At 73.3% G+C, this 20,710-nt stretch carries 24 protein-coding genes, 3 tRNA genes and 1 pseudogene; 10 read left to right on the top strand and 18 right to left on the bottom strand.

The features are described 5' to 3' along the window. On the bottom strand, positions 1-504 hold a 504-nt coding region (locus tag GQS09_RS18285; protein WP_165987571.1), incomplete at its 3' end, for a DAK2 domain-containing protein. 291 nt (positions 505-795) lie between these two features. On the opposite strand from GQS09_RS18285, the gene rpmB reads away from it, so the two are divergent. Beyond that, complete coding sequence (gene rpmB, locus GQS09_RS18280) at positions 796-981, top strand: 50S ribosomal protein L28 (RefSeq protein ID WP_093839506.1); 186 nt, start codon at positions 796-798, stop codon at positions 979-981. Positions 982-1,109: 128 nt separating this feature from the next. On the opposite strand, the gene thiD is transcribed toward rpmB, so the two are convergent. Together thiD and GQS09_RS18270 are read right to left on the bottom strand one after the other, a co-directional pair. After that, positions 1,110-2,006 carry a bifunctional hydroxymethylpyrimidine kinase/phosphomethylpyrimidine kinase gene (gene thiD, locus GQS09_RS18275; protein WP_165987569.1) on the bottom strand — a complete coding sequence of 299 codons (897 nt, stop codon included), beginning with the start codon at positions 2,004-2,006 and terminating at the stop codon, positions 1,110-1,112. 110 nt (positions 2,007-2,116) lie between these two features. After that, positions 2,117-3,079 (bottom strand): thiamine-phosphate kinase, encoded by a 963-nt coding sequence (locus tag GQS09_RS18270; RefSeq protein ID WP_165987567.1) that lies wholly within the window; start codon positions 3,077-3,079, stop codon positions 2,117-2,119. A gap of 194 nt (positions 3,080-3,273) precedes the next feature. On the opposite strand from GQS09_RS18270, the gene GQS09_RS18265 reads away from it, so the two are divergent. Then, positions 3,274-3,507, top strand: coding sequence for an Lrp/AsnC family transcriptional regulator (locus GQS09_RS18265; RefSeq protein ID WP_165987565.1), 234 nt, complete (start codon positions 3,274-3,276; stop codon positions 3,505-3,507). 19 nt (positions 3,508-3,526) lie between these two features. Continuing rightward, complete coding sequence (locus tag GQS09_RS18260; RefSeq protein ID WP_165987563.1) at positions 3,527-4,192, top strand: DUF3515 domain-containing protein; 666 nt, start codon at positions 3,527-3,529, stop codon at positions 4,190-4,192. A 57-nt stretch (positions 4,193-4,249) separates the two neighbouring features. Here the strand turns inward: GQS09_RS18260 and GQS09_RS18255 are convergent, their stop codons facing one another. From GQS09_RS18255 to GQS09_RS18245, 3 genes are all read right to left on the bottom strand, one after another. After that, on the bottom strand, positions 4,250-5,392 hold the full coding sequence (locus GQS09_RS18255; protein ID WP_165987561.1) for a D-alanine--D-alanine ligase family protein: 1,143 nt from the start codon (positions 5,390-5,392) through the stop codon (positions 4,250-4,252). 234 nt (positions 5,393-5,626) lie between these two features. Next, entirely contained in the window at positions 5,627-6,640 is a 1,014-nt protein-coding gene (locus tag GQS09_RS18250; protein ID WP_165987559.1) for an NAD(P)H-dependent glycerol-3-phosphate dehydrogenase, read from the bottom strand. Continuing rightward, the gene (locus GQS09_RS18245; protein WP_165987557.1) at positions 6,637-7,407 is read right to left on the bottom strand and encodes a 1-acyl-sn-glycerol-3-phosphate acyltransferase; all 771 of its coding nucleotides are present in this window, start codon (positions 7,405-7,407) and stop codon (positions 6,637-6,639) included. The genes GQS09_RS18250 and GQS09_RS18245 overlap by 4 nt, the downstream gene beginning before the upstream one ends. A gap of 224 nt (positions 7,408-7,631) precedes the next feature. Between GQS09_RS18245 and cofC the strand changes: the two genes are divergently transcribed. Continuing rightward, positions 7,632-8,333, top strand: a complete 702-nt coding sequence (cofC, locus tag GQS09_RS18240; RefSeq protein WP_313896202.1) for a 2-phospho-L-lactate guanylyltransferase — start codon at positions 7,632-7,634, stop codon at positions 8,331-8,333. Here the strand turns inward: cofC and GQS09_RS18235 are convergent. From GQS09_RS18235 to leuC, 5 genes and pseudogenes are all read right to left on the bottom strand, one after another. Further along, complete coding sequence (locus tag GQS09_RS18235; protein WP_165987555.1) at positions 8,305-8,511, bottom strand: cold-shock protein; 207 nt, start codon at positions 8,509-8,511, stop codon at positions 8,305-8,307. The genes cofC and GQS09_RS18235 overlap by 29 nt on opposite strands. 62 nt (positions 8,512-8,573) lie before the next feature. Then, complete coding sequence (locus tag GQS09_RS18230; protein ID WP_165987552.1) at positions 8,574-9,200, bottom strand: HU family DNA-binding protein; 627 nt, start codon at positions 9,198-9,200, stop codon at positions 8,574-8,576. Between the two features lie 360 nt (positions 9,201-9,560). Continuing rightward, positions 9,561-9,761: pseudogene (locus GQS09_RS18225) on the bottom strand (hypothetical protein); the annotation flags it as partial. Positions 9,762-10,092: 331 nt separating this feature from the next. After that, positions 10,093-10,698, bottom strand: a complete 606-nt coding sequence (gene leuD, locus GQS09_RS18220) for a 3-isopropylmalate dehydratase small subunit (RefSeq protein ID WP_165987551.1) — start codon at positions 10,696-10,698, stop codon at positions 10,093-10,095. A gap of 6 nt (positions 10,699-10,704) precedes the next feature. After that, positions 10,705-12,135 carry a 3-isopropylmalate dehydratase large subunit gene (gene leuC / locus GQS09_RS18215; RefSeq protein WP_165987549.1) on the bottom strand — a complete coding sequence of 477 codons (1,431 nt, stop codon included), beginning with the start codon at positions 12,133-12,135 and terminating at the stop codon, positions 10,705-10,707. Between the two features lie 267 nt (positions 12,136-12,402). Here leuC and GQS09_RS18210 point away from each other — a divergent pair, with 267 nt between their 5' ends. Together GQS09_RS18210 and GQS09_RS18205 are read left to right on the top strand one after the other, a co-directional pair. Further along, positions 12,403-13,134: an IclR family transcriptional regulator gene (locus tag GQS09_RS18210; RefSeq protein ID WP_165987547.1), complete on the top strand. Its 732-nt coding sequence runs from the start codon at positions 12,403-12,405 to the stop codon at positions 13,132-13,134. Between the two features lie 86 nt (positions 13,135-13,220). Next, complete coding sequence (locus GQS09_RS18205; protein WP_165987545.1) at positions 13,221-13,598, top strand: nuclear transport factor 2 family protein; 378 nt, start codon at positions 13,221-13,223, stop codon at positions 13,596-13,598. Here the strand turns inward: GQS09_RS18205 and GQS09_RS18200 are convergent. Continuing rightward, positions 13,567-14,346 (bottom strand): MerR family transcriptional regulator, encoded by a 780-nt coding sequence (locus GQS09_RS18200; RefSeq protein WP_165987544.1) that lies wholly within the window; start codon positions 14,344-14,346, stop codon positions 13,567-13,569. The two genes, GQS09_RS18205 and GQS09_RS18200, sit on opposite strands and share 32 nt — an antisense overlap. Before the next feature lie 124 nt (positions 14,347-14,470). Here GQS09_RS18200 and GQS09_RS18195 point away from each other — a divergent pair, with 124 nt between their 5' ends. Further along, a complete protein-coding gene (locus GQS09_RS18195) occupies positions 14,471-14,959 on the top strand; it encodes a DUF4188 domain-containing protein (protein ID WP_207957981.1) in 489 nt (162 codons plus the stop codon). Between the two features lie 64 nt (positions 14,960-15,023). Here the strand turns inward: GQS09_RS18195 and GQS09_RS18190 are convergent. From GQS09_RS18190 to GQS09_RS18180, 3 genes are all read right to left on the bottom strand, one after another. Further along, a tRNA-Glu gene (locus GQS09_RS18190) sits at positions 15,024-15,096 on the bottom strand. A gap of 25 nt (positions 15,097-15,121) precedes the next feature. Continuing rightward, positions 15,122-15,194 (bottom strand) — tRNA-Glu (locus GQS09_RS18185). A 29-nt stretch (positions 15,195-15,223) separates the two neighbouring features. Beyond that, positions 15,224-15,295 (bottom strand) — tRNA-Gln (locus GQS09_RS18180). Between the two features lie 197 nt (positions 15,296-15,492). On the opposite strand from GQS09_RS18180, the gene GQS09_RS18175 reads away from it, so the two are divergent. The 3 genes from GQS09_RS18175 to GQS09_RS18165 all read left to right on the top strand — a co-directional run bounded on the left by GQS09_RS18175 (position 15,493) and on the right by GQS09_RS18165 (position 17,725). Then, positions 15,493-16,128 (top strand): gamma carbonic anhydrase family protein, encoded by a 636-nt coding sequence (locus tag GQS09_RS18175; protein WP_165987542.1) that lies wholly within the window; start codon positions 15,493-15,495, stop codon positions 16,126-16,128. A 101-nt stretch (positions 16,129-16,229) separates the two neighbouring features. Further along, entirely contained in the window at positions 16,230-16,718 is a 489-nt protein-coding gene (locus GQS09_RS18170) for a GNAT family N-acetyltransferase (RefSeq protein ID WP_165987540.1), read from the top strand. Positions 16,719-16,834: 116 nt separating this feature from the next. Continuing rightward, the gene (locus GQS09_RS18165) at positions 16,835-17,725 is read left to right on the top strand and encodes an LLM class flavin-dependent oxidoreductase (RefSeq protein ID WP_165987538.1); all 891 of its coding nucleotides are present in this window, start codon (positions 16,835-16,837) and stop codon (positions 17,723-17,725) included. Positions 17,726-17,907: 182 nt separating this feature from the next. On the opposite strand, the gene gltX is transcribed toward GQS09_RS18165, so the two are convergent. From gltX to GQS09_RS18150, 3 genes are all read right to left on the bottom strand, one after another. Further along, complete coding sequence (gltX, locus tag GQS09_RS18160) at positions 17,908-19,428, bottom strand: glutamate--tRNA ligase (protein ID WP_313896201.1); 1,521 nt, start codon at positions 19,426-19,428, stop codon at positions 17,908-17,910. Then, complete coding sequence (locus GQS09_RS18155) at positions 19,421-20,239, bottom strand: fumarylacetoacetate hydrolase family protein (protein ID WP_165987533.1); 819 nt, start codon at positions 20,237-20,239, stop codon at positions 19,421-19,423. The genes gltX and GQS09_RS18155 overlap by 8 nt, the downstream gene beginning before the upstream one ends. Positions 20,240-20,400: 161 nt before the next feature. Continuing rightward, a partial coding sequence (locus tag GQS09_RS18150; protein WP_207957979.1) for an ATP/GTP-binding protein occupies positions 20,401-20,710 on the bottom strand: 310 nt, incomplete at its 5' end.

Raw genomic sequence — 20,710 nt, 5'->3', positions numbered from 1 at the left:
GGCCAGCACCTCGGCCACCCGCCGCTCGCCCGGGGCATCCGCGCCGGCCGTCCCGGCGGCCCGGGCGGCCTCGGCGGCGGCCGCGGCCACGGTGAGCATGGTGCCCTCCACCGGGTGGGCCACCGCCTGGTACGCCGAGGAGGCCGCCCGGTCCAGGGCGCGGCGCAGTGTCCCGGCGTCCGCGGGCCCGTCACGCTCGGCGAAGGACTCGGCCATGCCGCGCAGCAGCTGGGCCAGGATGGTGCCGGAGTTGCCGCGGGCGCCGATCAGCGCTCCGTGCGCCATGGCGCGGGACGCCTGGGCCAGGCTGGGACCGGCGGCGGCCGCCGCCTCCACGGCCTGGGCGGCGGATTCGACGGTGAGGTACAGATTGGTGCCGGTGTCCCCGTCGGCGACCGGGTAGACGTTGATGGCGTCGATCTCCTCGCGGGCCCGGCCCAGGGCGTCGAGGGCGAACCGGCACCAGCGCCGTACCGCGTCGGCGTTCAGCGGTTGCGGCGGCACGACGGACCTCCTCGGCGGCTCGGCGGGGGGACCTTGGCAGCCTAACGGCTCGCCCGCGGCCCGGGCGCCGGGCCCGCGCAGCCGGTGCGGAGGGCCCGGTTTTCCTGATGGGGGAGCGCCGCGGTACGATGCTCCGGTTGCCCGACCACTGTCGGGCGTGAATTCCCCGGCCTTCCGCATCGGGCCGCGCTGCGCAGCGCGCAGACCGCCCCGGATGCCCACCGGCCGGGATACGTACGAAATTCTTCGTCTCCCCGCTGATGTGGGGCTGACCCGTCTTTGGAGTGACCCGTGGCTGCCAACTGCGACGTCTGCGGCAAGGGGCCGGGCTTCGGCAACCGTATCTCCCACTCGCACCGCCGCACCCCCCGCCGTTGGAACCCCAACATCCAGCGGGTGCGTGCCGTGGTCAACGGGACGCCGAAGCGCGTCAACGCCTGCACTTCCTGCATCAAGGCCGGCAAGGTCACCCGCTGAGCGGGTGACGGCCCCCGGCGCGGGTCTCCGCGCCCGGGTCCCGGGCGCCGACGCACGTGTGAGCCGGTCCGCCGCATGGCGGACCGGCTTCTGGCGTGTCCGCCGCGTGTCCGCCGCCCCGGGAATGGTCAGACGCCACGGCCGGGGCGGTCCTGGCCGCGGCCGGGCCGCGGGCCCGGTGTCGAGGGACGGCCGGCGGACCGGCGCGGCGGCGCGATGGCGTAGCCGTGCCGTACCGGGCCGATGCCCGAGCCGAGCGGGAAGCCGGCGGCCAGCGCCCCGGTGACGTACTCCTTGGCCGCGGCCACCGCCTCCGGAACGCTCCGGCCGGCGGCCAGGTGGGAGGCGGTCGCGGCGGCCAGGGTGCACCCGGTGCCGTGGGTGTGCCGGTTGTCCTGGCGGGGCGCGCGCAGCCAGTGTTCGGCGCTGCCGTCGGTGAGAAGATCCACCGCCTCGGCCGGGACGCCGTCCCCGGTGCCCCCGCCGGGCAGGTGGCCGCCCTTGATCAGGGCCCAGCGCGGGCCGAGCGCGAGCACCGCCTCGGCGGCGCTCCGCAGATCCTGCTCGCCGGTCACCCGCACGCCGGTGAGCTGCGCCACCTCATCGAGATTGGGGGTGGCGACGGTGGCCACCGGCAGCAGCAGCCGGCGGACCGCGTCCAGGGCGTCGGGGGCGAGCAGCGGATCACCGTGCTTGGAGACGCCCACCGGGTCCACCACCACCGGAACCCGGAGCGGGCGCAGCAGCGCGGCGACCGTCTCCACCAGTTCCGCCGAGGCGAGCATGCCGGTCTTGACCGCCTGCACGCCGATGTCGTCGACCACGCTGCGGAACTGGCGGACCACCGCTTCGGCGGGCAGCTCCCAGGCGCCCTGCACGCCCTGCGAGTTCTGCGCGGTGACGGCGGTGATGACGCTCATGCCGTGCGCGCCGAGCGCGAGCATGGTCTTGAGGTCGGCCTGGATGCCGGCGCCGCCGCCGGAATCCGAGCCGGCGACGGTGAGCACACGCGGCGGTATGTCCATGCCCCAGACGTTAGCCGCCCGCACCGGCGCCGTCCCCACCCGGTCACCGGTCCCACCCGCCGGCCGGGACCGCCCCGGCGCCGCCCTCGGAGGCGCCGTGCGGGCGCCTCTCAGCCGGTGGCGGAGAAGTGGTCCCAGCCGGCGGCCTTGTCCCAGGGGGCGTCGTCGACGGTGACCCGGGGCAGGGTGGAGACCATCTGCACCTCGCCGATCACCCGCCAGCGGGCGGGCAGTTTGGTGCCGGCCGGGAAGGTCGCCACGATGGCGTGGTCCTCGCCGCCGGTCAGCACCCAGTGCAGCGGGTCCACCCCCACCGCGCTGCCGATGTCGGACATCTGCGCCGGCACGTCCAGGGCGGCGGAGCGGATGTTGATCCGCACCTTGCTGGCGCCGGCGATGTGCCCGAGGTCGGCGATCAGACCGTCGCTCACGTCCGTCATGGCGGTGGCCCCGAGGTCGGCGGCGAGCGGCCCGGCCGCGTACGGCGGCTCCGGCCGCCGGTGCGCCTCCACAAAGGCCCGCGGCGAGCGGAACCCCCGGGAGAGCACCGCGTGCCCGGCGGCCGACCAGCCGAGCCAGCCGACCACCGCCACCAGGTCACCGGGCCGGGCGCCGGCCCGGGTGACCGCCTCCCGCCCCTTGAGGTCACCCAGTGCCGTGATGGAGACCGTGATGGTCTCGCCGCGCACCACGTCGCCGCCGGCCACCCCGGCGCCGGCCACCTGGCACTCGTCCCGGATGCCGTCCATCAGCTCCACCGGCCAGGTGGCGGCCAGCTCCGCGGGCACCACCAGGCCCAGCAGCACGGCGCTGGGCACCGCGCCCATCGCGGCGATGTCGGCGAGGTTCTGCGCCGCGGCCTTGCGTCCCACGTCGTAGGCGGTGGACCAGTCGCGGCGGAAGTGCCGCCCCTCCAGCAGCACATCGGTGGTGGCCACCACCCGCCGGTCCGGGGCCGCGACCACGGCGGCGTCGTCCCCGGGGCCGAGCCGCACGGCCGGTGCGCTGGTGATCCGGGCCGTCAGCTCCCTGATCAGGCCGAACTCCCCGAGCTCCCCCACGGTGCCCTTCACTCAGCTCTCCCTCGTCTCGCCGGTCACAGGTGATCCTCGCCCATCTTCCGCCGCGGGTGTACGGCGGCCCGCCCCCGGGTGTCGGCGTCGTCCGGATCCGTCAACCTGGTGGTACGGAGTGCCAACGGCTCCCGGCCGCCCGTCATGACGCGCTACGGTAGCGCCCCGATCCTCGAAGCCGCCCTGGAGGACCTGTGGTACAGGCGTACATCCTGATTCAGACCGAGGTGGGAAGGGCGTCCGCGGTCGCCGACGTCATCGCGAAGATCTCCGGCGTGATCAAGGCCGACGACGTCACCGGGCCGTACGACGTCATCGTCCGCGCCGAGGCGGAGACGGTGGACGAACTGGGACGGCTGGTGGTCGCCGAGGTACAGCGGGTGCCCGGGATCACCCGCACCCTGACCTGCCCGGTGGTCCATCTCTGATTCCTCGTATGCTCGCCCGGTGAAGTGCTTCGCCGTACGCCGGGCCGCGCCGGCCGCCGCCGCGCTGGTGCTGCTGACGGTGGCGGGCCCGGTCGCCTGTACCTCCTCTGCGGGCCTGCCCGAGCCGGAGCCTCCCGCTCCTCGGGGGGAGGCCGCCCGGGCGTGCCGGTCGCTGCACGCGGCGCTGCCGGAGCGGATCGAGGAGCAGCCGCGCCGGCCCCTCTCCGAGGAGACGGAGTATGCCGCCGTCTGGGGGGCTCCGTCCATCACCCTGCGGTGCGGAGTGGACCGGCCGGCCAAGCTCGATCCGGCGGACCGGACGTACGATCCGTCGGCCGAGGCGGTGGTGGTGAACGACGTGGCCTGGCTGGCCGAGGAGCGTCCGGACGGCTACCGGTTCACCACCACCGAGCGCACGGTGTGGGTGGAGGTGACGGTGGCCGACGAACTGGCTCCGGAGATCTCGGTGCTGGTGGACCTCGCCGCTCCGGTGGCCGCGCACATCCCTCTCGACCCGCTGTGGGAGAGCTACTACGGCACCGAGGAGTCCCCGTCCCCGGAGACCGCGTCGGACGCGGACACGGACGCAGACGTGGAAGACGCGGAGCACACGGAGCACACGGAGCGCGCGGAGCCTGCGGAGGAAGCGGCGGGCCCGGGCCACGAGCACGGCTCCGGGGGCTGAGCCGCACGGCCGGGGCCGGACGCTCCCGCGGGCGGCGGCCGGCCCCCGCCCGCGGGGTCAGCGCAGGCCGGTGTCGCGGCGGAGCGCCGCCTGCACCAGGCGGTCGATCAGTTCCGGGTAGCCGACCCCGCTCTCCTGCCACATCCGCGGGTACATGGAGATCGGCGTGAAGCCCGGCATGGTGTTGATCTCGTTGATGACGAACCGGCCGTCCTCGGTGAGGAAGAAGTCGGCGCGCACCAGCCCCTCGCAGGAGGCGGCGTCGAACGCCTGCACCGCCAGCCGCTGCACCTCGGCCGTCTGCTCCGGGCTCAGCGGCGCGGGCACGATGCCCTCGGTGGAGTCGATGTACTTTGCCTCGAAGTCGTAGAAGTCGTGCTCGCCGTCGGCCGGGATCTCGGCCGGCACGCTGGCCCGCGGCCCGTCCTCGAACTCCAGCACCCCGCATTCGATCTCACGGCCGCGCAGCAGCGCCTCCACGATCACCTTGGGGTCGTGCCGGCGGGCCTCGGCCAGGGCACGGTCCAGCTCCTCCGGCCCCCGGGCCTTGCTGATGCCCATGGAGGAGCCGCCCCGGGCGGGCTTCACGAACAGCGGCCAGCCGTGCTCGGCGGCGAAGTCCAGCAGCTCCGCGCGCACCCGCTCCGGCTCGCGCCGCCACTCGCGGGGACGCACCACCCGGTACGGGCCCACGGCCAGGCCGCAGGAGGCGAAGACCCGCTTCATGTACTCCTTGTCCATGCCGACCGCGGAGGCCAGCACCCCGGAGCCGACATAGGGCACGCCGGAGAGCTCCAGCAGGCCCTGGATGGTGCCGTCCTCGCCGTAGGGGCCGTGCAGTACGGGGAAGACGACGTCGACCTCGCCGAGCACCTTGGGCACCGATCCGGGCTCGGTGTAGATGACCTCCCGGCTGCCGGCCGCGATCGGCAGCATGACGCCGCCGTTGTCGTTGTCGGCGAGCTGCCGCACGTCCGGCAGGGACCGGTCGGTGATGGCCATCCGGTCGGGATCGTCGGCGGTCAGCGCCCAGCGGCCGTCCGCGGTGATGCCGATGGGCAGCACCTCGTACCGCTCGCGGTCGATGGCACGCAGCACGGCACCGGCGGTGACCACCGAGATGGCGTGCTCGGAGCTGCGTCCGCCGAAGATGACGGCGACACGCGGCTTGGGATTCTGAGGTGTGGACTGACTGCTCATATCGCTCTGAGGCTACCGAACGTAGCGGGGGACGGTAAGCAGCCTCCCCGGTCGGTCCGGGTTCCCGGCGGGATTTCCGGTCCCCGCCGCCGTCTCCGCCGCCGTCCCCGCCGTCCCCGCCTCCGGGCCCCCGGGTTGCCGTGGCCGGGCCGCCCCGGCCGGAGCGCACCGGTGTGCGGAGCGGGGCGTGCGGCGCCCGGCGGGAAGGCGCGGGCGGCTCAGTGGCTCAGTGGCTCAGTGGCCCTCGGCCTTGGCGCTGCGCGACATCAGCTCCTTCAGCGCCACCAGGGGCGGGGTGCCGCGGTGCACGATGCCGACCACGGTCTCGGTGATGGGCATCTCCACTCCGTGCCGGCGGGCCAGATCCAGCACCGACAGGCAGGACTTGACGCCCTCCGCGGTCTGCCGGGTGACCGCGATGGTCTCCTCCAGGGTCATGCCCCTGCCCAGGTTGGTGCCGAAGGTGTGGTTGCGGGAGAGCGGCGAGGAGCAGGTGGCGACGAGGTCGCCCAGTCCGGCCAGTCCGGCGAAGGTTGCCGGGTCGGCGCCCATGGCCAGCCCCAGCCGGGTGGTCTCGGCCAGTCCGCGGGTGATCAGCGACGCCTTGGCGTTGTCGCCCAGGCCCATGCCGTCGGCGATGCCGACCGCCAGCCCGATGACGTTCTTCACGGCGCCGCCGAGCTCGCAGCCGACCACGTCGGTGTTGGTGTAGGGCCGGAAGTAGGGGGTGTGGCAAGCCGCTTGCAGCCGCTTGGCGACGGTCTCGTCGGCGCAGGCCACCACCGAGGCGGCGGGCTGGCGCTCGGCGATCTCACGGGCCAGGTTGGGGCCGGAGAGCACCGCGATCCGCCGCGCCGGCACCCGGGCCACCTCCTCGATGACCTCGCTCATCCGCTTGGCCGTGCCCAGCTCGACGCCCTTCATCAGGGACACCAGGACGGTGTCGGCGGGCAGCAGCGGGGCCCAGTGGGTGAGGTTGTCGCGCAGCGTCTGCGAGGGGACGACGAGCACGGCGAACTCGGCGTCCCGGGCCGCCTCGGCCGGGTCGGTGGTGGCGGTGACCGCGGCGGGCAGGGTGACGCCCGGCAGATAGTCCGGGTTGACCCGGGTCTCGTTGATCGCCGCGGCGAGCTCGGGACGGCGTCCCCAGAGGGTCACCCGGCAGCCGGCGTCCGCCAGCACCATGGCGAAGGCGGTGCCCCAGGAGCCCGTTCCGTAGACGGCCACTCGCGTCGCGCTCCGCGTCACTCACTGTCTCCTTCGGAAGCCGGCGTTGCCGCCGTGCCGTCCCGGCCGCCCCGGCCGTTCCGGCGGTCGTGCACATGGCGTTCGGCGGGCGGGGTTTCCCCGCGCACCTCGGCCAGCAGTGCGGTGATGGCGTCCATGATGCGGTCGGTGGCCATCCGCAGCACGTCGACGGTCGGTTCCAGATCGTAGAGGTCCGAGAAGTCGATCGGCGGCCCGGCGACCACGGTGAGGGTTTTGCGCGGAAAGATCCTGACGCGTTTCTCCTTCGCGTAGGGCGGCATCACCGCATGCGCGCCCCATTGCGCGACCGGGATGACCGGGGCCCGGCTGAGCAGGGCGACCCGGGCGGCACCGGTCTTGCCCTGCATCGGCCACAGATCCGGGTCCCGGGTGAGCGTGGCCTCCGGGTAGAAGGCCACGCACTCGCCGCGCCGGACGGCGTCCACGGCGGCCCGGAAGGCGCCGGCCGCGTCGCTGGATTCCCGGTAGACGGGAATCTGTCCGGTGTTGCGCATAAAGGTGCCCACCAGCCCTTTCTTGAAGAGGGCCTCTTTGGCCAGGAAGCGCGGCACCCGGCCGGTGTTGTACTGGAAATGCGCGTAGGAAAGTGGGTCCAGATAGGAGTTGTGATTGACGACCGTGATGAATCCGCCGTCGGCGGGAATGTTTTCCATTCCTCTCCAGTCCCGGCTGAAGAGGGCCCGGAGGACGGGTTTCACGACGGCTGCGGCAAAGCGGTACCAGAAGCCGATTCTGCGGCGGGACACTCGGACACCATCTCCTTTTGCGCTGCTGCGGCGGTACTGCTGCGGACAGCCGCACAAGTCTCGCCCCGGGTCCCCGGGCTGTCCAGCGGTCGGCCGGCCGCCGCCGCGCCGGGGTCACAGCACCCTAACCACCGCGCACCGGGACGTACGGTGCCGGGTACCGGGTACCGGGTACCGGGTACCGGGTGAGCGGACGGGCGGCGGGCGCCGTGGACAATGGCCCGGTGCACGAGGCAGGTGACGGATGGGTGCTGGTGGTACCGCTGAAGCCGCTGCGGCTGGCGAAGAGCCGGCTGGCGGCGGCGGCCGGGGAGGCGCTGCGCCCGGCGCTGGCCCTGGCCTTCGCCCTGGACACGGTGACGGCGGCGCTGCGCTGCCCGCACGTGGCCGGGGTGCTGGTGGTCACGGACGACATGACGGCCGGTGAACGGCTGCGGGCTCTGGGCGGCGTGACGGTGGTGCCGGACGCGCCGCGGCGGGGGCTGAACGCGGCGGTGGTGCACGGGGTGCGCACGGTGCGTGCGGGAGGCGGGCCGACCGGAGCGGGGGGCGTGCACGCGCCGGTGGCGGTGCTCAACGCGGATCTGCCCGCGCTGCGCCCGGAGGCGCTGGGCCGGGTGCTGGGCGCCGCGGCCGGGCATGCCCGCAGCTTTGTGCCGGATGCGGCGGGCAGCGGCACCACGCTGCTGGCGGTGGCGCCGGGGGCGGAGCCGGAGCCGGCCTTCGGGCCGCGCTCACGCGCCCGGCATCTGGCCTCGGGTGCGGCGGAACTGGCGCCGCCCGGCGTGGCCGGCGTCCGGCAGGACGTGGACACGGGGGACGATCTTCGGGCGGCGCTTGCCCTGGGGGTGGGTCCGCACACCACCGCCGCGGTGTGCGGGCACGGCGGGGAAGCGTTCAGAAGGTCTGGAGCGTCACGCAGGTGATGCGGCGCGGGCCGTCGTCGCCGCCCTCGAGTTCGATGCGCACCCGCTGGCCGGGGCGCAGCAGCCGCAGGCCGCCCGCCCGGAAGGCGTCGGCCCCGAACTCCATCGGGGTGCCGTCGTCCAGCAGTACGCTGCCGCTGCCGGTCCCTGCGTCGAAGGTGTATGCGGTGGCCTGCATGCACTGAGCCTAGCGGCTCGGCACATGCAGGTCACACAGCCTTGATGGACGGGACGGTCACGTCACCGGCTCCGGGCCGTGGCCTTCTTGGCGGGGCTCTTGCGGGCCGTCGCCTTCTTCGCCGGAGCCTTCTTGGCCGCGGCCTTCTTGGCGGGGGACTTCTTGGCCGCGGCCTTCTGGGCCGGGGCCTTCTGGGCCGGGGCCTTCTTCGCGGCGGCCTTCTTGGTGCCCGCCGCCGTGNTCGCGGCGGCCTTCTTGGTGCCCGCCGCCGTGGTCTTCTTGGCCGTGGTCTTCTTGGCCGCCGTGGTCTTCTTCGCGGCCGCCTTCTTGGTGGCGGCCTTCTTGGTCGTGGTGCCGCCGGAGAGGCTGCCCTTGGGGGCCTTCTTCACCGCGACGTCGTGCTTCGGGAGCTTCTTGGACCCGGCCACCAGGTCCTTGAAGCCCTGCCCGGCACGGAAGCGCGGCACCGAGGTCTTCTTGACCCGCACCCGTTCACCGGTCTGCGGGTTCCGCGCGTAGCGGGCCGGCCGCTCGACCTTCTCGAACGAGCCGAAGCCGGTCACGGACACCCGCTCACCGGCAACCACCGCCCTGATGATGGCATCGAGCACGATGTCGACTGCCTGTGCGGCCTGCTGCCGGCCGCCCAGCTTGTCGGCAATCGCTTCGACGAGCTGTGCCTTGTTCACGTCTTCCCCTTCGGAACATTACTGAACGAATGAGCCCGGACTGCCTGGGACCGGGCGCATGGAACTGGCATGGAACTGCGCCAATGTGCTCAAGCTTTTTCGCACGCTAGGCAGATATATACCGCAAATCAAACATGAAACGGACGAATCACCCTGGTGTCGCAACGAACTGGGCCCTCACAGCGCCCGTTCGCCGCCGCCCCCGCGGCGGCGACCGCGCGCCGCGCCGTCGGACCCGTCGCGGGTGTCGCCCCGACCGCCCTCCTCACTGTTCTCGTTGTCCTGGGCGCGGGGCCGCCGGCCCTCCGCGGGAAGCGCGGCGGTTCCGGCCTCCCCTCCGGCCTCCCCTCCGGCCTCCCGGTCGATGCCGTCCATCAGCTGCTCCAGCCGCCGGGCGGCGCCGCCCAGGTCCTGCTTGGCGGCGGCCGTGATGACCAGCAGCCGGTGGGCCAGGGCCCGCCGCACGTCCTCGGGAACATCCAGCGTGCGCACCCGCTCGTGGGCTTCTTTCAGCCGGGCGGCGACGAGGTCGTAGAGCTGGAGTTGACCGTCGCGTTCCATGCACCAATTGTGCCATCAGGGGTGAGTTGTCGCCCGGTTGCGCCCCAACGACTCACCATACGCGTGTGCCCCCCACCGGATGGCAGGGGGCACAGTGCGTAATTCGCCTGATTCGACGAGGGGTTCAGGGGCAGCTCAGCGGCGGTGCGCGGGCCCGGCGGGAAGAGCCCGGCCGTCTCCGGGTGGCCGGAAATCGCCGTTTCAGGCTGCTCCGTTCGGCGCGTCGCTGCCCGCGACGGCGCCCAACGGGTCACGCCGGCGCGGAACCGTACGGTTCCGCGCCGGCGTGACCGGGGTGCGGCGGGCGGAGCCGGCCGCGGGGCGGCGGCTCTCAGACCAGCAGAGTCCGCGGCTTGAAGGCCGGGCGTCCGCTCTCGTAGGCCGCGATGTCGTCCTCGTGGCGCAGGGTGAGGCTGATGTCGTCCAGCCCCTCCAGCAGCCGCCAGCGTGCGTTCTCGTCCAGGTCGAAGGGGGCCTCGACACGCCGCTCGCCCTCCCCGGCGGTCACCTTGCGCTCCACCAGGTCGACGGTGACCGCCACCTGCGGGTCGGCCTCGGTCAGCGCCCACAGGCCGTCCACCACCGGCTGCGGCAGCACCACGGTGAGCAGTCCGTTCTTGAGCGAGTTGCCCCGGAAGATGTCGGCGAAGCGGGAGGAGATCACGGTCTTGAAGCCGTAGTTCTGCAGCGCCCAGACCGCGTGCTCACGGGAGGAGCCGGTGCCGAAGTCGGGGCCGGCCACCAGCACCGTGGCGCCCTGCCGCTCGGGCCGGTTCAGCACGAACTCCGGGTCCTTGCGCCAGGCCTCGAACAGCCCGTCCTCGAATCCGTCCCGGGTGACCTTCTTGAGCCAGTGGGCGGGGATGATCTGGTCGGTGTCCACATTGCTGCGGCGCAGCGGAACGGCCCGGCCGGTGTGCGTGGTGAAGGCTTCCATGACGGTTCAGACTCCCGCGGGGGTGGCGACGGCGGCATCGGACAGATCGGCCGGGGAGGCCAGGTGGCCCAGCACCGCGGTGGCCGCGGCCACCTGCGGCGAGACCAGGTGGGTGCGTCCGCCCTTGCCCTGCCGTCCCTCGAAGTTGCGGTTGGAGGTGGAGGCGGAGCGCTCGCCGGGCCGGAGCTGGTCCGGGTTCATGCCCAGACACATCGAACAGCCCGCGTGCCGCCACTCGGCGCCGGCCTCCTTGAAGACCGTGTCCAGGCCCTCCTCCACGGCCTGGAGCGCCACCCGTACCGAGCCGGGGACCACCAGCATCCGCACCCCGTCGGCGACCTTCCGGCCGCGCAGCACGGCGGCGGCGTTGCGCAGGTCCTCGATCCGGCCGTTGGTGCAGGAGCCGACGAAGACGGTGTCCACCGCGACCTCGCGCAGCGGCGTGCCGGCGGACAGGCCCATGTACTCCAGGGCCTTCTCGGCCGCCAGCCGCTCGCTGGGATCGGCGAAGGAGGCCGGGTCGGGCACGGCGGCGGACAGCGGCGCGCCCTGGCCCGGGTTGGTGCCCCAGGTGACGAAGGGGGCCAGCTCGCCCGCGTCGACGACCACCTCGTGGTCGAAGACCGCGTCCTCGTCGGTGCGCAGCGTCTTCCAGTACTCCACCGCGGCGTCCCAGTCGGCGCCGGCCGGGGCGTGCGGGCGGCCCTTGAGGTAGGCGAAGGTGGTCTCGTCCGGCGCGATCATGCCGGCCCGGGCGCCCGCCTCGATGGACATGTTGCAGATGGTCATCCGGGCCTCCATCGAGAGCTTCTCGATGGCCTCGCCCCGGTACTCGATCACATACCCCTGGCCGCCGCCGGTGCCGATCCGGGCGATGACGGCCAGGATGAGGTCCTTGGCGGTGACGTCGGCGGGGAGTTCGCCGCGCACGGTGATCGCCATGGTCCTGAAGGGGGCCATGGGCAGCGTCTGGGTGGCCAGCACGTGCTCGACCTGGCTGGTGCCGATGCCGAAGGCCAGCGCGCCGAAGGCGCCGTGGGTGGAGGTGTGGCTGTCGCCGCAGACCACCGTCATGCCGGGCTGGGTCAGGCCGAGCTGGGGGCCCACCACGTGCACCACGCCCTGCTCGGTGTCGCCCAGCGGGTGCAGCCGGACACCGAAGTCCGCGCAGTTCTTGCGCAGCGTCTCCAGCTGGGTGCGGGAGACCGGGTCGGCGATCGGCTTGTCGATGTCGATCGTGGGGGTGTTGTGGTCCTCGGTGGCGATGGTCAGATCCGTGCGCCGCACCGTGCGACCGTTCTTGCGCAGGCCGTCGAACGCCTGCGGGCTGGTCACCTCGTGCAGCAGATGGAGATCGATATAGAGCAGATCGGGCTCGCCCTCGGCGCGCCGGACGACATGATCGTCCCAGACCTTCTCCGCGAGTGTCCGTCCCATCGCTTTCCCTCCGGCCCAGCAGCGTCGCCGGGCCTCACCTCGTCGAGTTGGGATATGCCTCGGTCCCCGAGGGGTCCCGCGCCGGCTGTGGCCGCCGCCGGGACCCGCCGGACCGGCCGGGCGGTCCGGGGCCGCCGTCCGCTCCCCGTGCACCGCCGGCCGGCGCCGTGCCGGCTGCCGGTGCCGTGCGGACCGCCACAGCCAGGGTGTCGCCTTCTCGGCAAAAAGGAACTTGCGTTTCACAGTGTGAGACGCGAGTATCGACGCATGGACACGAACAGTGGCGGCTCCAGCGGCGTGGGGGTGCTCGACAAGGCAGCCCTCGTACTCAGCGCGCTGGAGTCCGGACCGGCCACTCTGGCAGGACTCGTCGCGGCGACCGGCCTGGCCCGGCCGACGGCTCACCGGATGGCCGTCGCGCTGGAGCACCACCGGCTGCTCGCCCGCGACATGCAGGGACGCTTTGTGCTCGGACCGCGGCTGGCGGAGCTCGCCGCGGCCGCGGGCGAGGACCGGCTGCTGGCCGCCGCCGGTCCGGTGCTGGCGCATCTGCGCGATGTCACGGGGGAGAGCGCGCAGCTCTATCGCCGCCAGGGGGACATGCGGATCTGCGTGGCCGCCGCGGAACGGCTCTCCGGCCTGCGGGACACCGTCCCGGTGGGCTCCACCCTGCCGATGAAGGCCGGCTCGGCGGCCCAGGTGCTGATGGCCTGGGAGGAGCCCGAGCGGCTGCACGCCGGACTCCAGGGCGCCCGCTTCACCGCCACCGCGCTGTCGGGCGTGCGGCGGCGCGGCTGGGCGCAGTCGGTGGGCGAACGGGAGCCGGGCGTGGCCTCGGTCTCGGCCCCGGTACGCGGCCCGTCCAACCGCGTGGTGGCGGCGGTGTCCGTCTCCGGCCCCATCGAACGCCTCACCCGCCACCCGGGCCGGATGCACGCCCAGGCCCTGCTGGAGGCCGCCGCCCGGCTGACGGAGGCGCTCAAGCGCGGCCCCGGCTGACCGGTCCGCGCAGCGGTGCCCGGACCGGTCCGGGCACCGCTGCGCGGACCGCTCCGGGGGCACAGCAGCCCTGCTAGCGTGGAGCGATGCCGGAGAATCCAGCCCAGGAAGCGGTGGACATCTTCCACGCCGCCTTCAACGCCCGCACCGAAGAACGCATGACGGATCTGCTCCTCCAGGCATTCACCCCGGACGTGCTCTTCTGGGGGCCGCTGGGCCGCACCGAGGGACTGCTGTCCGTCGAGGGGTTCATGAATTCCCTGCGCGGCCATCCGCGCGGCCCGGGCCGGATCGTGCGCACCACGGCGGTGGACGCCCCGGGCGAGTGGGCCCGTTACGGCTGGGCCTACCGCGACGCCTCGGGCGCGACCGTTCTGGAGGGCACCGACATGGTGCACCTCAGGGACGTACGCATCGACCAGATGGTGGTCTTCAGCGGGCCGCTTCCCCGCCAGGGCGGCTGACCGGACCGCACCCGGGCGGCGCCTGCGCGTAGCGGCGCTCCGACTCGGCGGCGTGTGCCAGGCGGCGCAGCGCGAGCAGCACCGGCTCGTACAGCACGGTGAGCGCCACCGCCGCCTCCACCTGGGAGGTGCCGGCCTCGAACCGCTCCATCACGTCCAGGTCGTGGACGGCGAGCCGGGCGGCCAGTTCGCCATAGGGCAGCAGCTGCTCCGTCCCGCAGGGATAGCCCAGCCGCAGCAGCGCCGCGATCGAGGTGACCAGCATCCGGTGCGGCGGCCCCTCGGCGCCTCCGGCGGTGCGCTCCGCAGTGCCTTCGGCGGCGCGTTCGGCGGCGCGTTCGGCGGCGCGTGCGGCGGTGGCCCCGGGGATGCCTCCGGGGGTGCCGCAGTCCGCCCAGCCCAGCCTGGCCAGCAGCTCCGCTGCCCGTTCCCGGGCCCGGGCGGTGACCGGGTCCTCCTCGTCCGGCTCCGGTCCGTGCGGCAGCGCCCACACCGCCGCGCCCAGCCGGGCGTGCCGGTCCTCCCCCGCGTCGTCCACCGCCCGCAGCACCGCGCGGGCCCGCGCCACCGGCACCCCGCCCACCTGCACCAGCGCCCGGACCAGGCGCAGCCTGCGCAGGTGCTCCTCGCCGTACTCGGCCTGGGTGGCGGTGACCCGCTCCCCGGGCGGCAGCAGCCCTTCCCGCAGGTAGTACTTGACCGTCGCCACGGACACTCCGCCGCGCCGGCTCAGCTCGGCCAGTCGCATCCTCGCCGCCCCCTTCGTCGACGGCCGCTTGCGCGGCCCATTGGAGAGTGGCACTATCCAATCATGGATAGTGCCACTCTCCAATGAGTGGCGACACAGGGCGACACGCTTCAGGGGGTCCACCATGAGCAGCACGATCATCAAGGGACGGATGACGGCCGGCTCCGAGGGAGAGGTGACGGTCTTCCTCATCGGCATGCGGATCAACAGCTTCTGGCGGCTGCGCACCTGGCTGCCGGTCTTCCGGGCGATGCCCCGGATGCTCAAGGAGCTGTCCGGGGACCCGGAGAGCGGACTGCTCGGCTTCCGCCTGCTGTACGGCGGCCCGCGCATCATCTGCCTGGTGCAGTACTGGTCCTCGCACGAGAAGCTGCTGGCCTACGCCTCCGCCCCGGACAGGGCCCACCGCCCGGCGTGGGCGGCGTTCAACCGGGCGCTCAGGGCGGGCCGGGACCGGGTGGGGTTCTGGCACGAGACCTATGTCGTGCCGGCCGGGGCGTACGAGTCCGTCTACGTCAACATGCCGCCGTTCGGCCTGGCCGAGGCCACCGGCGCGATCCCGGTGGGCCGGCGCGGCGAGCGGGCCGCGGACCGCCTCGGCCTCCGGCCGTGACCCGGCCCGGGACACGGCACAGGCCCCGCGCCTGCAGAGCGCGGGGCCTGTGATGTCTGCCGAGTACCCCCGACCGGATTCGAACCGGCGCTACCGCCTTGAGAGGGCGGCGTGCTAGGCCGCTACACAACGGGGGCTCCAGCATGACCACTGTGGGTCACGTACCCCCGACCGGATTCGAACCGGCGCTACTGCCTTGAGAGGGCAGCGTGCTAGGCCGCTACACAACGGGGGCTTTCGATCTCTCACCAAGAGGAGATCACGCTGGGCTACCAGGACTCGAACCTAGACTAACTGAGCCAGAATCAGTCGTGCTGCCAATTACACCATAGCCCACCGGAACTCAACCCCCTGAGCTGGGGTTTCGCTCGGCGTCCGCCTCCGGGGACCGGGTTTGCTCTCCCGTTCCGTCGGCGACGGGAAGAACATTACCTGATCGCGGGCCGTGCTCCAAAACGAGATCTTCCCGGTGATCTTCCCGCCCACCGCGCTCAGCGGATGCCCGTCCGCGCTCAGCGCTTAGTCTCGAAAGCATGTTGATCGAACACCGCGGCCGAAAACCCGTCGTACCCGAGTCCGCCTATGTGGCCCCCACGGCCGTGCTCTGCGGCGCGGTCACGCTGGGCGAGCGGGCCCGGGTGCTGCACGGCGCGGTGCTGACGGCCGAGGACGGCGAGGTGACCACCGGCTCGGACGTGGTCGTCATGGAGAACGCCCTGGTCCGCGGGCGCGCCGGACACCCGGCAACGCTCGGTGACGCCGTGCTCGTCGGCCCGCACGCGCATGTCAACGGCGCCACCGTGGAGAACGAGGTGTTCGTCGCCACCGGCGTCTCGATCTTCCCCGGCGCCACCGCCGGAACCCGGTCCGAGCTGCGGATCAACAGCGTGCTCATGGTGAACTCCCGGCTGGCGGCCGGCGCGGTGGTGCCGATCGGCTGGATCGCGGCGGGCGATCCGGCCCGGCTGTTCTCCCCGGACCAGCACGAGGAGCTGTGGCAGGTGCAGCGGGACCTCGACTTCCCCGGCACCGTCTACGGCCTCCCCCGGGACATCCCGATGCGCACGGTCATGGCCGGCCAGTGCGAGTTCTACGGCGCCCACCGCGACGACCGCGTCCTGGACGCACCCCCGTCACCGTCCCCGCAGGACCCGCCCCCCACCGCCTGACGCGGCCCGGGCCCGGTTGTCCGCCCTCCTTCCGGCCGCTTCGTGATCGCCCGGGAAAACCGGGTGGCTGCGGCGGGGCGGACCCGGCGATGCTGGGAACCATGCTGATCAGAGAAGCCACCGCCGACGACTGGCCCGCCATCTGGCCGGTCTTCCACAAGATCGTCGCGGCCGGGGACACCTACACGTATCCGCCGGACCTGGGCGAGGCCGACGCCCGCGCCTCCTGGATGCAGCGGCCCCCGTTCCGCACGGTGGTCGCCGTCGACGAGGCCGGCACGGTGCTCGGCACGGCCAGGATGAACCGCAACCACCAGGGCCCGGGCTCGCACGTCGCCAATGCCGGCTACATGGTCGACCCGGCACACGCGGGCCGGGGCGTCGGCCGGGCGCTGTGCGAGGACTCCCTGGCGTGGGCACGCTCGGCCGGCTACCGCATCATGCAGTTCAACGCGGTGGTGGAGACCAATGTCCACGCCATCCGGCTCTACCGCTCCCTCGGCTTCGAGATCACCGGCACCCTCCCCGGCGGCTTCCGCCACCCCACCGAGGGCTACATCGGCCTCCACATCATGCACCTGGTCCTGTGAGCCTTCCGGCGTGGGCACCGGCCGCGGAATCCGGTGTCCGGTGCGGCCGGTGCAGCGCCGGGCCGCGCGTCGTGTGGCGGGGCGGGAACAGGGGCCGCGGTGCCTAGGGTGGGGACATGGATTACGGGCGTGTGGTCGAGTTCGGGGTGTTTCCGGAGCCGTCGGCGGAGAAACTGCCGGAGGCCCTGTCGATGGCGCGGATCGCCGACCGGGAAGGGCTGGAGCTGGTCGGCATCCAGGACCATCCGTACCAGCGGCGCCATCTGGACACCTGGACGCTGATGGGCGCGGTGCTGGCCGGGACGCAGCGGGTGCGGGTCTTCCCCGACGTGGCGAACCTGCCGCTGCGCCCTCCGGCCCTGATGGCCAAGGCGGCGGCCAGCCTCGACGTGCTGTCCGGCGGCCGGTTCGAACTGGGCCTGGGCGCCGGCTCGTTCTGGGAGGCCGTGCAGGCCATGGGCGGGCCGCGGCGGACGCCCGGCGAGGCGTACCGGGCGCTGGAGGAGGCCATCGAGGTCATCCGGCTGATGTGGTCCGAGGAGCGCTCGGTGCGGTACTCCGGGGAGCACTTCCGGCTGGCCGGGGTGAAGCCCGGGCCGAAGCCGGCCCACGAGATCCAGCTCTGGCTGGGCGTGGGCGGGCCGCGCACGCTGGCGCTGTGCGGGCGGGTGGCGGACGGCTGGCTGCCGTCCAGCCCCTGGGCACCGCCGGAGCGGCTGCCCGGGCTCCACGCACGGATCGACGAGGCGGCGGCCGGGGCGGGGCGGGAGCCGCGGGCCGTGCGGCGCCTGTACAACCTCTTCGGCACGATCACGGACGGCCCCTCGGAGGGATTTCTGCACGGGCCGGTGGAGCAGTGGGTGGCCGAGCTGACCGAACTGGCACTGGTGCACGGGATGGACGGCTTCCTCTTCGGCCCGGCGGGCGATCCGGTGCGCCAGACGCACCGCTTCGCGGCGGAGGTGGCCCCCGCGGTGCGCGAGGCGGTGGCCCGCGGTCGCGGGTAGCCGGGCCGCGGGGGAACCGCCGGGAGTCCGGGAGCGGGGCCCGGGGTGCGGCCGGTGGCACCGGCCGCACCGCCGTACCCGGGGAGGTGACGGGCAGGGCATGGCGAGGGGGCCCGGCACGGTCGGGACAGACGGCCGGCGCTCCCCGCGCTCCCCCCTCGCCGGTCCCGGCGCCGGCGCGCTCAGGACGGGGTGAGGCGGGCCAGCGCGGCCTCGATGCGGGCGATGGTGCGCTCCCGGCCGAGGACCTCCAGGGACTCGAACAGCGGCAGGCCCACGGTGCGGCCGGTGACCGCCACCCGCACCGGGGCCTGGGCCTTGCCCAGCTTGAGGCCGTGTTCCTCGCCTGCGGCGAGCACCGCGGCCTTGAGCTGTTCGGCGTTCCACTCGGCCGCCAGCAGCCGGGCGCGCGCGGTGCGCAGCAGCTCCTCGGCACCGGGCTTCATCGCCTTGGTCCAGGACGGCTCGTGGAAGACCGGCTCGTCCAGGAAGAGGAAGTCGACGTTGTCGGTGATCTCGGAGAGCACGGTCACCCGGGTCTGGGCCAGCGGGGCCAGGGCGGCGAACGCCGCCGGGTCGAACGCCTCCGGCTTCCAGGGGGCGTGCGGCGCGGCCAGCCAGGGGCCGCAGCGCTCGGTGAACTCCTCCACCGGTAGCTCCCGGATGTGCACGGCGTTGATGGCCTCGCACTTCTTCAGGTCGAAGCGCGCCGGGTTGGCGTTGACCGCGTGGATGTCGAACGCGGCGGTCATCTCCGCCATGGTGAAGATGTCCCGGTCCTCGGCGATGGACCAGCCCAGCAGGGCGAGGTAGTTGAGCAGGCCCTCGGGCAGGAAGCCGCGCTCCCGGTAGATGTTGAGCGAGGACTCCGGCTCCCGCTTGGAGAGCTTCTTGTTGCCCTGCCCCATCACATACGGCAGGTGGCCGAACTCCGGGACGGCGCCGCTGCCCACGCCGATCTCCGACAGCGCGTGGTAGAGCGCGATCTGACGGGGCGTGGAGGAGAGCAGGTCCTCGCCGCGGAGCACGTGCGTGATGTTCATCAGCGCGTCGTCCACCGGGTTGACCAGGGTGTACAGCGGGGCGCCATTGGCCCGGACAATGCCGTAGTCGGTGACGTTCTCCGGGGCGAAGGTCAGCTCGCCGCGCACCAGGTCGGTGAAGGTGACGGGCTCGTCCGGCATGCGGAACCGCACGATGGGGGTGCGGCCCTCGGCCAGGAAGCCGGCGATCTCCTGCTCGGTGAGGCTGCGGCAGCGGCCGTCGTAGCCGGAGGGGCGGCCGGCCGCGCGGGCCACCTCGCGGCGGCGGTCCAGCTCCTCCTGGGTGCAGTAGCAGTGGTAGGCGTGGCCGGCGTCCAGCAGGCGGGCGGCCACGTCCCGGTAGATGTCCATCCGCTGGGACTGCCGGTAGGGGGCGTGCGGGCCGCCGGTCTCCGGGCCCTCGTCCCAGTCGAGGCCGAGCCAGCGCAGGGCGTCCAGGAGCTGGTGGTAGGACTCCTCGGTGTCCCGGGCCGCGTCGGTGTCCTCGATCCGGAAGACCAGGGTGCCGCCGTGGTGCCGGGCGAACGCCCAGTTGAACAGGGCGGTGCGGACCAGTCCGACGTGCGGGTTGCCGGTCGGGGACGGGCAGAACCGCACCCGCACCGGGCGGGACGGCCCGGACGGCGCGGACGGGGAGGAGGGGACGGAGGGGCTAGTCACGCGTGGCCACCTTGTTGGTGAGTGTGCCGATGCCTTCGATGGTGACGGCGACCTCGTCGCCGACATGGAGCGGGCCGACGCCCGCGGGAGTGCCGGTGAGGATGACGTCTCCCGGCAGCAGGGTCATGGCCGCGGTGATGTGCACGATGAGGTCGGCGACATCCCGGACCATCTCGCCGGTGCGGCCGAGCTGCCGCTGCTCGCCGTTGACCGTGCAGATCATCGCCAGGTCCGACGGGTCGAGCTCGGTCTCCACCCAGGGGCCCAGCGGGCAGGAGGAGTCGAAGCCCTTGGCCCGCGCCCACTGGTCCTCGGCGCGCTGGACGTCCCGCGCGGTGACGTCGTTGGCGCAGGTGTAGCCGAGGATCACCTCGGCCGCGCGCTCCCGGGGCACGTCCTTGCAGAGCCGGCCGATGACCACGGCCAGCTCGGCCTCGTGGTGCACCTCGGTGGAGAACGACGGGTAGACGATCTCGTCCCCCGGGCCGATCACCGAGGTGGAGGGCTTGAAGAAGACCACCGGCACCTCGGGCACCTCGTTGCCCAGCTCCCGCGCGTGCTCGGCGTAGTTGCGGCCCACCGCGACCACCTTGCTGGGCAGGACCGGCGGCAGCAGCCGCACCTGGTCCATCGGCACCAGCTTGCCGGAGCGGTCGAAGTCCCCGAAGGGGTGCCCCTTGATCATGTCCAGGGCCAGGCCGGTCGTCGATGACGCGGGGGCCGGTCCGGCCGCGCCGGGCTCCCCCTCGGGGGCGGGGACCACCACGCCGAAGCCGACGGTGCCGTCGATGGAGAATCTGGCGATGCGCACCGGGTGTGCTGCCCTTCTTCGCTGAGACTGGTGTGGCTGATGTCTCAGCGTAACGGTCGCCGCCGGCGGCGGAGACGGCACCTGCCCGCCGGCCGCTCCGGCGGGCAGGCAGGACATGCGGGGCCGCACACCCGGCGCGGCGGGCGGCCGGCGGCGCGCGGTCAGCGCAGCCGGGCCATCAGCGCGTGCTCGACCAGGGTGATCAGGGTGCTCTTGGCCTCGGCGCGGTGCCGCGCGTCGGTGATGATGATGGGCGTGTCCTGGCCGAGCTGGAGCGCCTCGCGCACCTCGTCCGGCGAGTACGGCTGGTGGCCGTCGAAGCCGTTGAGGGCGACCACGAAGGGCAGCCCGCTGTTCTCGAAGTAGTCCACCGCCGGGAAGCAGTCCGCCAGCCGGCGGGTGTCCACCAGCACCACCGCGCCGATGGCACCGCGGACCAGATCGTCCCACATGAACCAGAACCGGTCCTGG

This window comes from Streptomyces sp. YIM 98790 (assembly GCF_011421595.1).
GTDB lineage: Bacteria > Actinomycetota > Actinomycetes > Streptomycetales > Streptomycetaceae > Streptomyces.
This window is presented reverse-complemented; position numbering and strand designations above follow the sequence as displayed.